Here is a 14,776-nt window from a genome sequence, read left to right as displayed (position 1 = left end):
CCTCATGTGCGTCCTTTGCTCTGCTTCAACGGACGCAACACCGGTTGTCCGAATATCGGACGTGGGCCGTTGCGTGGGGTGAAGCAGAGCAAAGGACGCGAAGACCTACTGGGGTCGCCGGCCTCTTTACGGCGTCGACGTCGGCGTCCCCGCACCGGCGGCGCTCGCCTCGACGGCGCGGATGTGCCGGTACGCGAACCAGAGCGGCGGGAACGCCCCCACCGCGAAGGACAGGTCGATGAGCGTCCAGAACCAGGGAATGTCCCGGATCGGGCCGCAGATCAACGCCAGCGGCACGATGCCCGCGCAGGCGATCATGCCGACCTGCACCACCCAGACGTTGCGCACCGGGTCGCGCAGCGGCCCCCAGAACGCCACCGCCAGCACCAGGTGGGCGAAGGCCAGCCAGTCGGTGCCGTAGAGCAGGAACGGGTAGTCCTCACCGGCCGTCACCAGCCCGGTGTGCACCCGCTCGATCCAGGCGACCAGCGCCGGCAGTTGACCGGCGAGCGGATCCAGTACGCGCAGCAGCCAGCGCACCTCGATCTCCAGCGGAAACGCGGTGACACCGCTCAGGAACAGCCCGATCAGCACGATCCACAACCACCGGCGAGTTCGCCGTAGGCGCTCCTCGATCTCCATGATCGCAGCGTAACGATGATCTTCGTGCCGTCCTGCCCCGGAAACGGGCCGGCGAGGGTGACAGCTGTCTCAGCGGTTCGCCACCGGCCCGGCGGTGGCCAACTCCCTGAGCCGGACCCCGCCCGACCGAACCGCACCGGCTTCGGCGGGCACGATGACGCAGACCGCACCTGTGGGCCGCACGATGCGGGCGGCCCGGAACGCCGCTCGTCGTACCGGATGGCGCGGCTGCGGAACGACAAGCGCAAGGGTGGCCACCCGGCCCTGCCGCCGGTCCAGGGCGACGCCCGCCGCCGCCGTGGCGATCGCCGCGGCCGATCCGGCCAGGACGAGCGTCTGCCGGGGTCCGGCGTGTTCGGCGAGCCAGCCGAGCAGCGGGGCGCCGACCGCGGCGGAGACCGAGCCGGTGACCGCCAGGGCGGCGAGCACCCGGCCCCGCATCGCGGAGTCGGTGTCGAGCTGGGCGCGGGTGCCGACGGTGGTGTCGATGACCACCGCGGCGGCGGCGATCGGCAGGATCACCGCGGCGAAGCTCCAGGCGCCCGGCGCGAGGCCGGCGACGATCTGCAACCCGCTGGCGAGCAGGCCCGCGACGACGAGCGTCCGATAGCCCAGGGATCGCCGCCGGGCCGCGACGAGCGCACCCACCACAGTCCCGACCGCGAACACGGTCGACAGCAGGCCGTACCCGGAGGCGCCGGCGTTCAGCGGTCCGTCGCTCATCGCGGCCATGGTCACCTGGTAGTTGCGGCCCAGGCTGCCGAGCACGAACGACAGGGCGAGGGCGAGGAGCAGCACCGGCTGCCCACGCAGGTAGGCGAACCCGGCCCGGACACCGCCCCGGTCCGGTCCGCCGTCCGGGACCGGGAGGCCGGGCACCGCCGGCAGGCGGACGGCGAACAGCGCCACCACCACGGCGGCGAAGCTGGCCGCGTTGATGCCGAACAGCAGGGCGGGGCCGACGGCGGCCACCACCACGGCACCGAGGCTCATGCCGAGGATGCGGCCGGCGGAGTTGGTGAGCGAGCCGAGCGCCAGGGCGTTGCCCAGCGTCTCCCGGTCGACGAGGCTGGCGGCCCAGCGCCCCATCACCGGGCCTTCGATCGCCGAGACGGCACCGGTGGCCAGGGAGATCGCGAAGATCAGCGGCAGGCCGCCGACCCCGGTGAGGGCGACCGCCGCCAGTCCGGCGGCGAGCGCCGCGTGGGCACCCTGGGCGGCGATGAGCAACGGGCGGGCCGGCAGCCGGTCGGCCAGCACGCCGCCGAAGACACTGAGCAGCAACGTGGGCGCCGCCTGGAGCAGCACGGCGAAGCCCATGGACGTCGCCGAGCCGGTCTGCTTCAGGACGTACCAGTTGACCCCGAGGACCTGCATCCAGGTGCCGATGACGGAGACGAAGCCGGCGAGCGCCCAGATCCGGTAGTTGCGGTGGCGCAGCGCGGCGAAGGTGGACCCTTTGGCCACGACGAACCTCCAGCGATCGGCAGCATGATCATTCACACCGATCGCGGGGCGGTTCGGCAGCCGACAAGTCTTGCCGACTTAAACCTTTTTGCCCAATTCTGTGAGCGGCTTCACCAGCGGGAATGTCCGGTCGGTGCGGCAGCAGACCTGCCGCACCGACCGGACGCCCGCGACTCAGCGAGCGGCGAGGGCCTGCGCGGCCGGACCCACCGGGGCCGGCAACGCGCCAACACCGCCCAGATAGCCGTGGATGGCGGCGGCGGCCGCCCGCCCCTCGGCGATGGCCCAGACGATCAACGACGCGCCCCGGTGCATGTCACCGGCCACGAACACCCCGTCGGCGGCGGTCTGCCAGTCGCCGCGGGCGTCGATGGCGCCCCGAGGGTTGCGGGCCAAACCGAACTGGGCCAGCAGCGGCTGCTCCTCGGTGCCCTCGAAGCCGATCGCCAGCAGCACCAGGTCGGCCGGCAGTTCCCGCTCGGAGCCCGGCACCACTGTCACGACCCGCCGACCGTCGCGCTTCTCCACTGTCACCTCGGCGATCCGCACCGCCCGCACCTGACCGGTGCCGTCGTCCACGAACTCCTGCACCGCCACGGCGAAGACCCGCTCGCCACCCTCCTCGTGCGCCGGGTAGCTGCGCAGGACCCACGGCCAGGTCGGCCACGGGTCCCGTGCCTCGTCGCGCTCCTGCGGCGGCTGCGGGTACAGGTCGAGCTGGTGCACGCCCGCCGCGCCCTGACGGTGCGCGACACCGAGACAGTCGGCGGCCGTGTCACCGCCACCGATGATCACGACGTGCTTGCCGGCCGCGTCGATCGAGGTGCCGTCCGGCAACACCGCCCGCGCCAACCGACGCTCGGCGGTGGCCACGACGCCGGCCTGATCGGTGGCCGCGGTGGCGACCGCGCGATTCGCCGCGACCAGGTGCGCCATCGCCTGGTGTACGCCCCGAAGCGCCCGCCCCGGGGTCTCCGGAGTGTCCCGACCCTGCAACGCCCCACCGGCCAGCAGCACCGCGTCGTGCTCGGCGCGCAACTGCTCGGCGGTGACGTCCACCCCGACGTTCACGCCGGTGCGGAAGCGCACCCCCTCGGCACTGAGCTGGGCCACCCGGGCATCGATGTGCCGCTTCTCCAACTTGAAGTCGGGGATGCCGTACCGGAGCAGGCCACCGATCGCGTCGTCACGCTCGTACACCGTCACCGCGTGACCGGCGCGGGCCAACTGCTGGGCGGCGGCGAGACCGGCGGGCCCGGAGCCGACGACGGCGACCGACCGACCCGACGGCGCCGGCACCGGGCGGGGAGTGAAGCCCCGCGCCGCGGCGAAGTCGGCGATCTCCACCTCGACCTGCTTGATGGTCACCGGCTGGCCGCCGGAGATGCCGAGCACGCAGGCCGCCTCGCAGGGCGCCGGGCAGAGCCGACCGGTGAACTCCGGGAAGTTGTTTGTGGCGTGCAGCGACTCCACCGCGGCGTCCCAGTTGCCGGTACGCACCAGGTCGTTCCAGTCCGGGATGCGGTTGCCCAGCGGGCAGCCGTCGTGACAGAACGGGATGCCGCAGTCCATGCATCGGGTGGCCTGCTCACGGACCAGCTCTTCGCCGGCCGGCGGGTACACCTCCCGCCAGTCGCTGATCCGCACCGGCACCGGGCGGCGGGCCGGCAGCCGCCGGTCGTAGCGCAGGAAACCGTTCGGGTCAGGCACGTGCCACCTCCTGGGCAGCCACCCGCGGGGCGGGCGGCACCGGCGCGGCCGGCGCGCTGAGCGCGCCCATCACCGCGTCGTCGACGTCGCGGCCGGCTGCTTCGGCGGCCCGCATGATCTCCAGCACCCGGCGGTAGTCGCGGGGTACCACCGCGGTGAACTCGGCCACCGCCTCCGGCCACCGCTTGAGCAGCTCCTCGGCGACCGCCGACCCGGTCTCGGCCACGTGCCGTTGGACCAGCTCGTGCAACAGCGACTGCTCCTGCTCGCCCAGCGGCATCAGGTCGACCAGCTCCGCGTTGACCCGGGCCCGGTCCAGGTGGTGCACGAACGCCGTGCCGCCGGACATGCCGGCCGCGAAGTTCCGGCCGGTCGCGCCGAGCACCACCACAGTGCCGCCGGTCATGTACTCGCAGCCATGGTCACCGACGCCCTCAACCACGGCGACCGCGCCGGAGTTGCGCACCGCGAACCGCTCCCCCACCCGGCCGCGCAGGAAGACCTCGCCCGCCGTGGCGCCGTACAGGATGGTGTTGCCCGCGATGATCTGATCCTCGGCCCGCTGCCCCGGCTCGGCGTCCGGGTCGAGGAACGGCGCGGCGGCGTCCGGACGGACGATGAGCCGGCCCCCGGAGAGGCCCTTGCCCACGTAGTCGTTGGCGTCGCCGTGCAGGCGCAGGGTCACCCCGCGCGGCAGGAACGCGCCGAACGACTGCCCAGCCGTGCCGTGCAGCACGAACTCGATGGTGTCCTCGGGAAGGCCGGCGCCGCCGAAACGACGGGTCACCTCACCGCCGAGCATCGCGCCGACGCTGCGGTGCTCGTTGCGCACCGCCACCTCGACACGCACCGGCGCACCATCCGTCAGAGCCGGACGGGCCAGCGCGATCAGCTCGTTGTCGAGTGCCTGCTCCAGGCCGTGATCCTGCGCGCGGACCCCGCGTCGGGCCGCACCGGCGGGCAGCTCCGGCAGGTGCAGGACGGGCGCCAGGTCCAACCCGTGCGCCTTCCAGTGCGTCACCGCCGGGGCCACGTCGAGCAGCTCGGACTGCCCGATCGCCTCCTCGATCGACCGGAAACCCAGCTCGGCCAGGTAACCCCTGACCTCCTCGGCGAGGAAGAGGAAGAAGTTCTCCACGAACTCCGGCTTGCCGGTGAAACGCTCCCGCAGCACCGGATTCTGGGTGGCGATGCCGACCGGGCAGGTGTCCAGGTGGCAGACCCGCATCATCACGCAGCCCTCGACGATCAGCGGCGCGGTCGCGAAGCCGAACTCCTCCGCGCCGAGCAGCGCCGCGATCAGCACGTCCCGGCCGGTCTTGAGCTGACCGTCGACCTGCACGGTGACCCGGTCGCGCAGCTTGTTGAGCAACAGCGTCTGCTGCGCCTCGGCCAGCCCCAGCTCCCACGGGGTGCCGGCGTGCTTGAGCGAGTTCATCGGGGAGGCGCCCGTGCCGCCGTCGTGCCCGGAGATCAGGATGACGTCCGCCTTGAGCTTCGCCACCCCGGCCGCGACGGTGCCGACGCCGACCTCGCTGACCAGCTTGACGTGCACCCGGGCCGCCGGGTTGACGCACTTCAGGTCGTGCACCAACTGGGCGAGGTCCTCGATGGAGTAGATGTCGTGGTGCGGCGGCGGGGAGATCAGACCCACACCGGGGGTGGCGTGCCGGGTCCGGGCGATCCACGGCCAGACCTTGTTGCCGGGCAGCTGGCCGCCCTCGCCCGGCTTGGCGCCCTGGGCCATCTTGATCTGGAGGTCGTCCGCGTTGACCAGGTATTCGCTTGTCACACCGAACCGGCCGCTGGCGATCTGCTTGACCGCCGAACGGCGCGCCGGGTCGTGCAGCCGCTCGACGTCCTCGCCGCCCTCACCGGTGTTGGACTTGCCGCCCAGACGGTTCATGGCGATGGCGAGCGTCTCGTGCGCCTCCGCGGAGATCGACCCGTACGACATGGCGCCGGTGGCGAACCGCTTGACGATCTCGGTGGCCGGCTCGACCTCCTCGATCGGCAGCGCCGGGCGGACCCCGGTGCGCAGGGTGAACAGCCCGCGCAGGGAGCCGGCCTGCGCGGCGAGCGCGTCGACCTTGGCTGTGTACTGCCGGAAGACGTCGTACTGCCGGGTGCGGGTCGCGTGTTGCAGCAGGAAGACGGTCTCCGGGTTGAACAGGTGCAGCTCACCCTCGCGGCGCCACTGGTACTCGCCGCCGACCTCCAACCGGTCGGAGGTGGCGGTGCCGGCCGGGGGCCAGGCCAGCGCGTGCCGGGCGGCCACCTCGGTGTGCACGCCCGCGAGACCCACCCCGCCGATGCGGCTGGGGGTGCCCCGGAAGTAGCGCTCGACCAGCCGGCTGTCCAGGCCGACCGCCTCGAAGACCTGCGCCCCGCAGTACGAGGAGACCGTCGAGATGCCCATCTTGGACATGATCTTCAGGACGCCCTTGCCGAGCGCCTTCGCGTAGTTGCGCACCGCCGCGGCGGGCTCCACCCCGGCCAGGACGCCGGTGGCGACCATGTCCTCGACCGACTCGAACGCCAGGTACGGGTTGACCGCCGCCGCGCCGTAGCCGATCAGCACCGCCGCGTGGTGCACCTCCCGGCAGTCGCCGGACTCGACGATCAGCGCCGCCTGCGTACGGGTCTGCTCGCGCACCAGGTGCTGGTGCACGGCGGCGGTGAGCAGCAGCGACGGGATCGGCGCCAGGTCGGCGTTGGAATCCCGGTCGGAGAGCACCAGGATGCGGACGCCGTCCTCGATCGCCTCGGAGACGTGTCGGCAGATCTCGGTCAGCCGTGCCTTGATCCCGGCGGCGCCCTCCCGGATGCGGTACAGGCCGGAGACCCGGACCGCCTTGAAGCCGGGCAGGTCGCCGTCCTCGTCGATGGAGAGGATCTTCGCCAGCTCGTCGTTGTCGATGATCGGGTGCGGGAGCACGATCTGCCGGCAGCTCGCGGCGCCCGGGTCGAGCAGGTTGCCCTCCGGCCCGATTGTCGACGCCAAGCTGGTCACCAACTCCTCGCGGATGGCGTCCAGCGGCGGGTTGGTCACCTGGGCGAAGAGCTGGTGGAAGTAGTCGTAGAGCAGCCGCGGTCGGGTGGACAGCGGCGCGATCGGGGTGTCCGTACCCATCGAGCCGAGCGGCTCGACGCCGGTGCGGGCCATCGGCCCGAGCAGGATCTTCAGCTCCTCCACGGTGTAGCCGAAGGTCTGCTGGCGGCGTCGCACCGAGTCGTGCGTGTAGACGGTGTGCTCGCGCGCCGGCAGGTCGTTCAGCTCGATCAGCCCGGCGTGCAGCCACTCCCCGTACGGCTGGGCGGCGGCCAACTCGGACTTGATCTCCTCGTCGTGCACGATCCGCCCGGCCACGGTGTCGACCAGGAACATCCTGCCCGGCTGGAGTCGCCCCTTCGCGACCACGTGGGCCGGGTCGAGGTCGAGCACGCCCGCCTCGGAGCCCAGCACCACGAGCCCGTCGTCGGTCTGCCACCAGCGCCCCGGGCGCAGCCCGTTGCGGTCCAGCACCGCGCCGACGATCTCGCCGTCGGTGAAGGCCACCGACGCCGGACCGTCCCACGGCTCCATCAGGCTGGCGTGGAAGCGGTAGAAGGCACGCTTGGCCGGGTCCATCCCCGGGTCGTTCTCCCAGGCCTCGGGGATCATCATGAGCACCGCGTGCGGCAGGCTCCGCCCGGCCAGGTGCAGCAGCTCCAGGACCTCGTCGAAGTTCGCCGAGTCCGAGGCGGCGGGGGTGCAGACCGGGAAGACCCGCCGGATGTTGCCCGGCACGTTCGGCGAGCGCAGCAGCGCCTCGCGCGCCTGCATCCAGTTGCGGTTGCCCCGGATCGTGTTGATCTCGCCGTTGTGGGCGATGAACCGGTACGGGTGCGCCAGCGGCCAGGACGGGAAGGTGTTTGTGGAGAAGCGGGAGTGCACAAGCGCGATCGCGCTGTCCACCCGCTCGTCGCGCAGGTCCGGGTAGAAGGCCGGCAACTGGTCGGGCGTGAGCATGCCCTTGTAGACCATGGTGCGGCTGGACAACGACGGGAAGTACGCCGGCACGCCCCGCTCGGCGGTCTCCCGTTCGGCCTGCTTACGCAGGCAGAACGCCACCCGGTCCAGCTCGATGCCGCGCAGCGGGGAGCCGGCCGGCGAGCCCGGGGCGTCGGTCAGGCGGTGCGCGGCCAGGAAGAGCTGCCGGACCCGGGGCATCGCCGCCAGGGCGGTCTCGCCCAGGTCACTCGGGTCGGTCGGCACGTCCCGCCAGCCGAGCACGTCGGCGCCCTCGACCAGCGCGTACTTCTCGACCACCCGACGGGCACGCGCTTCGGCGGCATCGTCGTCGGGAAGGAAGACCAGCCCCGTGGCGTACTCGCCGGCCGGGGGCAGCTCAACGTCGGCGACCGCGCGAAGGAACGCGTCGGGCACCTGGATCATGATGCCGGCGCCGTCGCCCGTGTTCGGCTCCGCGCCACGGGCGCCCCGGTGGTCCAGTCGACAGAGCGCGCCGAGCCCGTTGGCGACGACCGAGTGTGAACGCCGGCCGTGCAGGTCCGCCACGAAGGCCACGCCGCAGGCGTCGTGCTCCTGCGCTGGGTCGTAGAGGCCCTGGGCGGGCGGGCGGCTGTGGGGCGTCGGGGACGCCTGTGGGCTGTGCGGGTGCGGCTGTTCTGTCTCCGCGTACGGCTGAGCCACCGGGCCTCCTGTCGTCACTCAGGTTGGATCAATGGTGGGGACGACGTCGGCCCGTGGGTCTATTGAGTCTACGTTAGGGCCGGGGTCGCACGGCCACCCGAGATTGATCACACCGTCCACTGGCTGGGACGTGTAGTCTCGCGCGGTGGATCCGCTACACAAGCACGTCTTCGACCGGTTGGAACGCTTCTACGACGCGGTGCCCCGCGACGCCGCCGGTGCCGAGGATCATGGCGGGCTGGTGCTGTTCGTCCGAGAAGGCGCCGGCTGGCCGTTCTACGCGCGCCCCCGCATCGACGCCACCGAGCCGCCGTCGCTGGCCGACGTGACCTCGGTCCGTGAGCGCCAGCGGAAGCTGGGCCTGCCGGAAGCCTTCGAGTGGGTGCACGAGACGAGCCCCGAGCTGCTGGCGGTGGCCCGCTCGGCGGGGCTCAACGTGCTGGAGGCGCCGCTGATGGTGCTCGACCCGAGCGCGCTGCCCGACCCGGCGACGCTGTCCGACGCGGCGGTGCGGGTGCTGGCAGCGGACTCCCCCGGCTTCGCCGCCGATGTCGCCGCCCGACGTGCGGTGGCGGCGGTGTCGTTCGCCGCCGCCGGCACCGCGCCCGGTGAGGCGGGCCCGGCCGAACGCGACGCCGCCGTCACCGAGCTCGAACTGGCCGCACTCGACGAGGAGCGGGCCCGGATCGCCGACGGCCGACGGATCTCCGCGCTGGCCGGCACTCCTACCGAGGGCGCGCTGGCCAGCGGCATGGCGATGCGGGTGGACGACGTCGCCGAGATCGCCGGGGTGGCCACCCTGCCGTCCGCCCGGCGCCGCGGGCTGGGCGCCGCGCTCACCGCCGCCCTGGCCCGGGAACTGCTGGCCGCCGGCACCGAGCTGGTCTTCCTGTCCGCGGGCAGCGAGGAGATCGCGCGGGTGTACCTGCGGGTCGGCTTCCGCCGGATCGGCACCGCCTGCATCGCCGAACCCGCCGCCCTCATCGCCTGACCTGCCCCGCGACCGGGGTCAGGTCGGTGGCCGCCACTGGGCGGCGGAGGCGGCGGCACTGGAGAGCAGCCGCGAGTTGATCGTGCCCAGTGCGGCGTCCCGGGCGCGCAGCGCCAACCGGCCCCGGGTCTGGAGCACCGCCGACATCCGCCGGGTCTGCCGGACCACGGTCGCCGCCCGGGGACGACGCACCCGGTCGTACGCCTGAACGGCGTCGGGCAACCGGGCCTCCCGCAGCAGCGACGCGAGCGTGGCGGCATCCTCGAACGCCAGGCAGGCGCCCTGGCCGAGGTGCGGCGGCATGGCGTGCGCCGCATCGCCGAGCAGCACCACCCCACCCGGCCCGACCGGAAAGCCGTACGCCCGGGGCAACGGGCGCAGCTCACGAACCTCCTGTTGGACCAGGTCCGCCGGGTCGGTGGCGTCGAGCAGCGCGCCGACCGGCGCGGGCCAGCCCGCGTACCAACGGCGCAGCAGGGCGAGCTGGGTCTCCGGCGGTTCCGGGCGGGGCGCTCCGGCGGCGGTGGCCACCCAGTAGATGCCGCCGCGGGTGGACCCGCCCGAGGAGCCGCGCTCGCCCAGCGACGCGGCCACGAACCGGTAACCCGCGCCGAGAATCTCGCCGGCCAGCGGCTGGTCGTCGGGAAGTCGAGGTGCCTGGTACCAGGGAATGACGGCCCGCCAGGCGGCGCAGCCGGAGCTGACCACCCGGGACTCGGGCGCGAGCTGGCGGCGGATGCCGCTGTCCGTGCCGTCGGCGGCGACCACCAGATCGGCTTCGATGGTGTGCCGCCCGTCGCTGACTCCCGGCCGCTCGCCCGGCTCCACACGGACGTGGCGCACGGTCACGCCGGTGCGCAGTTCGACCCGGTCGCCGAGGCCGGCGATCAGCGTGTCGTGCAGATCCTCCCGGTGCACCACCACCGGCATCCGGTCGGCCGGGATGGGCCGGGGCTGCACGAGCCAGTGCCCGTCCGGACGACGGACCCCACCGTCGGGCAACGGGGTGGCGATGGCGGCCAGGCCGGCGCCGAGGCCCAGGGCCTGCAACGCGCGGACGCCGTTGGGCCAGAGCACCACGGCGGTCCGCTCGGGGCGAACCCGCTCGGCGCGTTCCAACAGGGTGACCTGCCAGCCGGAACGGGCCAGCGCGCCGGCCACCGCGAGGCCACCGACCCCTGCGCCGACCACCACCGCGCTTCGCATCGGTGCCGCCCCCGCTCAGCTGTCCCGGTCGGCGGGACGCGCGCCCGTGGCCTCGGCCCGGTCGGTGCGGCCGGCGGACGGATCGTCCGCCGACTCGTCGCCGCTCGCCGCGAGGTCGTCGGCTGCCGCGTCCCCGGACGGTTCGCCGTCGTCCGGCCGGGAGTCGTCGTCGGTCGCCGCCGGCACGACACCGGTGTCCTGCCAGGCGGCGTACTGCTCCTCGCTGACCACCCGGTAGCCCTCCGGCGCGGTGACCCGCGTCGGGGTCTCCCGCTCGGAGAGGTCGACCTGGGAAAGGTCGGACGTGGGCGGCGGGGTCGTCGTCGGCGCCGGGCCGAGCGGGATCAGGTATTCCCGAGGGCCGCGCACCCGCACGAAGTAGATCAGGGCGCCGAGGAAGACCAGGGCGGCGGTCCAGACGTTGAGTCGGACGCCGAAGATGTGGTTGGCATCGTCGGTGCGCATCAGCTCGATCCAGAACCGGCCGACGGTGTAACCCATCACGTAAAGCGCGAACGCCCGGCCCCGGCCCAGCTTGAACCGGCGGTCGATGAGCAGGACCAGGGCGACGACGCCGAGGTTCCAGAGCGCCTCGTAAAGGAAGGTGGGCTGGTAGAGACCCGGTTCGAGGATCGGCTGCCCGGCGTCGTCCCGGAGCGCGTGCCCGGGATTGTCCGGATCCATCCGATGGATCTGCAGGCCCCACGGCAGGGTGGTCCGGCCACCGAAGAGCTCGTTGTTGAACCAGTTGCCGAGCCGGCCGACCGCCTGGGCCAGCGGCAGCCCGGGGGCCAGCGCGTCGGCCACCACACCGAACGGGATGCCGAGCTGCCGGGCCGCGATCCAGGCACCGATCGCGCCACCGGCGACCGCGCCCCAGATGCCGAGACCACCCTCCCAGATGGCGAACGCCTTCATCGGGTCGCCACCGGCGCCGAAGTATTTCTCCGGTGAGGTGACCACGTGGTAGATCCGGGCGCCGATGATGCCCGCGGGCACCGCCCAGACGGCGATGTCGAGCGTCGCGCCGGGCGCGACGCCGCGCTGCCGCAGCCGGCGCTCCGTCACCCAGCAGGCCAGCACGATGCCGGCGATGATGCAGAGCGCGTAGGCCCGGATCGGCACCGGCCCGAGCTGCCAGACCGCGGTGCTGGGACTGGGCAGGGCCGCCTGGGGAGAGAGCGAGGCGAGGGTCACGGGTGCACACGCTACCGCTGCACACCCTCGCGGCGGCACCCCGGGCCGTTGGAGCGCGCATCCCGATGACTTCTGGTTTGCGCCGCCGTAGGCTCTTTGTCCATGAGCGCGCTCACCTGGGCGGTCGCCGCGGTCGTCACCGACGACGCCGGTCGGGTGCTGCTCTGCCAGCAGGGCCGGGGCGCGCGTCGCTACGCGTTGCCCGGCGGGCGGCTGCGCCCGGCCGAGGCTCCGGTGCGGGCGGCCCTACGGGACATCCGCGCGGAGACCGGCTGGGACATCGAGCTGGTCGACCTGGTCGGCGTCTACCACCTGACCGGCCCTCCGGGGGAGGCCACGCCCGGACGCGCCGGGCCGCTGCCAAACGTCCTCGTGCACGTGTTCCGGGCTCGTGCGGCCGGCGTACGACCCGCCACCGACCCCCCGCCGGGCTGCCGGTTGTCCTGGCACTCCCCCGCCGCGCTGCCCGAGGTGGTCACCCCGCTCACCCGGGCCGCCGTCACCGACGCGACGGCCGGCCACTCCGGCGTGCTCCGCGACGTCGGCTGCGCGCCAGGAACCGTCGCCTCCGCGCCGCTGCCGGCGGCCCGCCCGGCCGAGGACGGCCGTCCGGCACGGTCCCTGCACCCCTGAGCGGCCGCAACCGTCCCAAGGTTCGCCGCGTGGTCGCGGACAGCCTCGCCTGCCAGGCCACATCCGATTGAGCGTGATGCCTGTGAGTCATCTTGATGACTCACAGGCATCACGGTCAACAGACAAGACATGCGCCCGCGCTGCGCGGTCCGGCCGGACTCAGCGAGGGTCGGCTCAGCGGGTGGGGGTACGGACGCCCTCGGCGAGTTCGGCGCTGAGGGTACGCAGAGCGGCCAGCCCCTCGGCCTCGGTGGGCGCGTCGAGCACGCACCGGACCAGCGCGCTGCCCACGATCACCCCGTCGGCGTACCCGGCGACGGTGCCGGCCTGCGCGCCGGTGCCCACACCCAGGCCGACACCGATCGGCAGGTCGGTGACCGCGCGGGCCCGGGAGACAAGCGTCGGGGCGGCGTCCGAGGTACGCGCCCGGGCGCCGGTCACCCCCATCACTGCGGTCGCGTAGACGAAGCCGCGGCAGTGCTGCACCGTCATCGCCAGCCGGGCGTCGGTGGACGACGGTGAGACCAGGAACGTGCGGTCCAACCCGTGCGCGTCCGAGGCGGCCAGCCACTCGTCGGCCTCGTCGGGGATGAGGTCCGGGGTGATCAGGCCGGTGCCGCCGGCGGAGGCGAGGTCACGGGCGAAGACGTCCACGCCGTAACGCTCGACCGGGTTCCAGTAGGTCATGGTGACCACCGGAGCGCCGGTGGCCGCCACCGCCTCGATGATGCGCATCGTGTCCGCGGTGCGTACGCCCCCGGCCAGCGCGATGTCACTGGCCTTCTGGATCACCGGCCCGTCCATCACCGGGTCGGAGTAGGGGATCTCCACCTCGATGACGTCGACGCCGGCCTCGACCATGGCGGTCATCGCGGCGATGCTGCCCTCGACGGTGGGGAAACCGGCAGGCATGCAGCCGACCAGCAGGGCCCGTCCGTCGGCACGGGCCTTGTCGAAGGCCACCCCGATCCGGCTCATCTCACCGCTCCTTGTCGAGGATGCCGAAGTAGTCGCCGGCGGTGTGCACGTCCTTGTCGCCGCGCCCGGACAGGTTGACCACGATGGTGGGCTCCCGGCCCAGTTCCGCGGCGAGCTTCGGGGCCAGCGTGACGGTGCCGGCGAGCGCGTGTGCGCTCTCGATCGCCGGGATGATGCCCTCGGTGCGGCAGAGCAGCTCGAACGCGGCCATCGCCTCGTCGTCGGTGACCGGCAGGTAGCTCGCCCGGCCGGTGTCGTGCAGCCACGCGTGCTCCGGCCCGACGCCGGGGTAGTCCAGGCCGGCGGAGATCGAGTGCGACTCCAGGGTCTGCCCGTCGGCGTCCTGAAGCACGAAGGTGCGGGTGCCGTGCAGCACCCCGGCGGACCCGCCGGTGATGCTCGCGGCGTGCCGGCCGGTGTCCACCCCGTCGCCCCCGGCTTCGAAGCCGTACAGCCGCACGGCCTCGTCGCCCACGAACGCGTGGAAGATGCCGAGCGCGTTGGACCCGCCGCCGACGCAGGCGGTGACGGCGTCCGGCAGCCCGCCGGTGAGGTCCAGGCACTGCTGGCGGGCCTCGTCACCGATGCCCCGGACGAAGTCGCGCACCATCGCCGGGAACGGGTGCGGGCCCGCGGCGGTGCCGATCAGGTAGTGCGTCTCGTCGACGTTGGCCACCCAGTCGCGCATCGCCTCGTTCATCGCGTCCTTGAGGGTGCGCGAGCCGTTGGTGACCGGGACGACTGTCGCGCCGAGCATCCGCATCCGGGCCACGTTGAGCGCCTGCCGCTCGGTGTCGACCTGGCCCATGTAGACCACGCACTCCAGGTCGAACAGGGCGGCGGCGGTCGCGGTGGCGACACCGTGCTGGCCGGCGCCGGTCTCCGCGATCACCCGGGTCTTGCCCATCCGCTTGGTGAGCAGCGCCTGGCCGAGCACGTTGCGCACCTTGTGCGCGCCCGTGTGGTTGAGGTCCTCCCGCTTGAGCAGCACCCGCGCGCCGACCTTCGCAGAGAACCGCCGGGCCTCGTAGAGCAACGACGGCGTGCCCGCGTAGTCGCGCAGCAGCGCGCCGAACTCGGCCCGGAAGGACTCGTCCGCGATCGCCGTACGCCACGCCCCGTCGAGCTCGTCCAGCGCGGCCACCAGGGCCTCGGGAACGAACCGACCGCCGAAGCGGCCGAAGTGGCCGGCGGAGTCGGGCTGCGGGCCGGCCACCGGGGCCAGCGCGTCGGCGCTCATCGGGAATCCTCTCGTT

Annotated in this window: 10 protein-coding genes; 2 read left to right on the top strand and 8 right to left on the bottom strand. The window is 73.1% G+C overall.

Going from position 1 to position 14,776, the window contains the following annotated elements; translation table 11 throughout:
* Window positions 1–126: 126 nt before the first annotated feature.
* From ACLQ3B_RS02750 to gltB, 4 genes are all read right to left on the bottom strand, one after another.
* Window positions 127–642: a hypothetical protein gene (locus ACLQ3B_RS02750; RefSeq protein WP_425777021.1), complete on the bottom strand. Its 516-nt coding sequence runs from the start codon at window positions 640–642 to the stop codon at window positions 127–129.
* A gap of 69 nt (window positions 643–711) precedes the next feature.
* Window positions 712–2,109, bottom strand: a complete 1,398-nt coding sequence (locus tag ACLQ3B_RS02745) for an MFS transporter (RefSeq protein ID WP_425777019.1) — start codon at window positions 2,107–2,109, stop codon at window positions 712–714.
* A gap of 174 nt (window positions 2,110–2,283) precedes the next feature.
* The gene (locus ACLQ3B_RS02740; RefSeq protein WP_425777017.1) at window positions 2,284–3,819 is read right to left on the bottom strand and encodes a glutamate synthase subunit beta; all 1,536 of its coding nucleotides are present in this window, start codon (window positions 3,817–3,819) and stop codon (window positions 2,284–2,286) included.
* Entirely contained in the window at window positions 3,812–8,515 is a 4,704-nt protein-coding gene (gene gltB, locus ACLQ3B_RS02735) for a glutamate synthase large subunit (protein WP_425777015.1), read from the bottom strand. The genes ACLQ3B_RS02740 and gltB overlap by 8 nt, the downstream gene beginning before the upstream one ends.
* Window positions 8,516–8,660: 145 nt before the next feature.
* Between gltB and ACLQ3B_RS02730 the strand changes: the two genes are divergently transcribed.
* Window positions 8,661–9,506, top strand: a complete 846-nt coding sequence (locus tag ACLQ3B_RS02730; protein WP_425777013.1) for a GNAT family N-acetyltransferase — start codon at window positions 8,661–8,663, stop codon at window positions 9,504–9,506.
* 18 nt (window positions 9,507–9,524) lie between these two features.
* On the opposite strand, the gene ACLQ3B_RS02725 is transcribed toward ACLQ3B_RS02730, so the two are convergent.
* Together ACLQ3B_RS02725 and lgt are read right to left on the bottom strand one after the other, a co-directional pair.
* Window positions 9,525–10,712 (bottom strand): FAD-dependent oxidoreductase, encoded by a 1,188-nt coding sequence (locus ACLQ3B_RS02725; RefSeq protein WP_425777011.1) that lies wholly within the window; start codon window positions 10,710–10,712, stop codon window positions 9,525–9,527.
* A 15-nt stretch (window positions 10,713–10,727) separates the two neighbouring features.
* Window positions 10,728–11,909 (bottom strand): prolipoprotein diacylglyceryl transferase, encoded by a 1,182-nt coding sequence (lgt, locus tag ACLQ3B_RS02720; RefSeq protein WP_425777009.1) that lies wholly within the window; start codon window positions 11,907–11,909, stop codon window positions 10,728–10,730.
* Window positions 11,910–12,011: 102 nt separating this feature from the next.
* On the opposite strand from lgt, the gene ACLQ3B_RS02715 reads away from it, so the two are divergent.
* Window positions 12,012–12,542, top strand: a complete 531-nt coding sequence (locus ACLQ3B_RS02715; protein WP_425777007.1) for an NUDIX hydrolase — start codon at window positions 12,012–12,014, stop codon at window positions 12,540–12,542.
* A gap of 174 nt (window positions 12,543–12,716) precedes the next feature.
* Here ACLQ3B_RS02715 and trpA read toward each other — a convergent pair whose 3' ends face one another.
* Both trpA and trpB read right to left on the bottom strand, forming a co-directional pair.
* Window positions 12,717–13,520 carry a tryptophan synthase subunit alpha gene (gene trpA, locus ACLQ3B_RS02710; protein ID WP_425777006.1) on the bottom strand — a complete coding sequence of 268 codons (804 nt, stop codon included), beginning with the start codon at window positions 13,518–13,520 and terminating at the stop codon, window positions 12,717–12,719.
* A 1-nt stretch (window position 13,521) separates the two neighbouring features.
* Entirely contained in the window at window positions 13,522–14,760 is a 1,239-nt protein-coding gene (gene trpB / locus ACLQ3B_RS02705) for a tryptophan synthase subunit beta (protein ID WP_425777004.1), read from the bottom strand.
* Window positions 14,761–14,776: the final 16 nt, after the last annotated feature.

Origin of the sequence: Micromonospora sp. DT53 (assembly GCF_049841535.1) — a bacterium.
In the GTDB taxonomy this organism is placed as follows: domain Bacteria; phylum Actinomycetota; class Actinomycetes; order Mycobacteriales; family Micromonosporaceae; genus Micromonospora.
The sequence above is the reverse complement of the archived record's forward strand: the minus strand, read 5'-3'. Positions and strand labels throughout refer to the sequence as shown.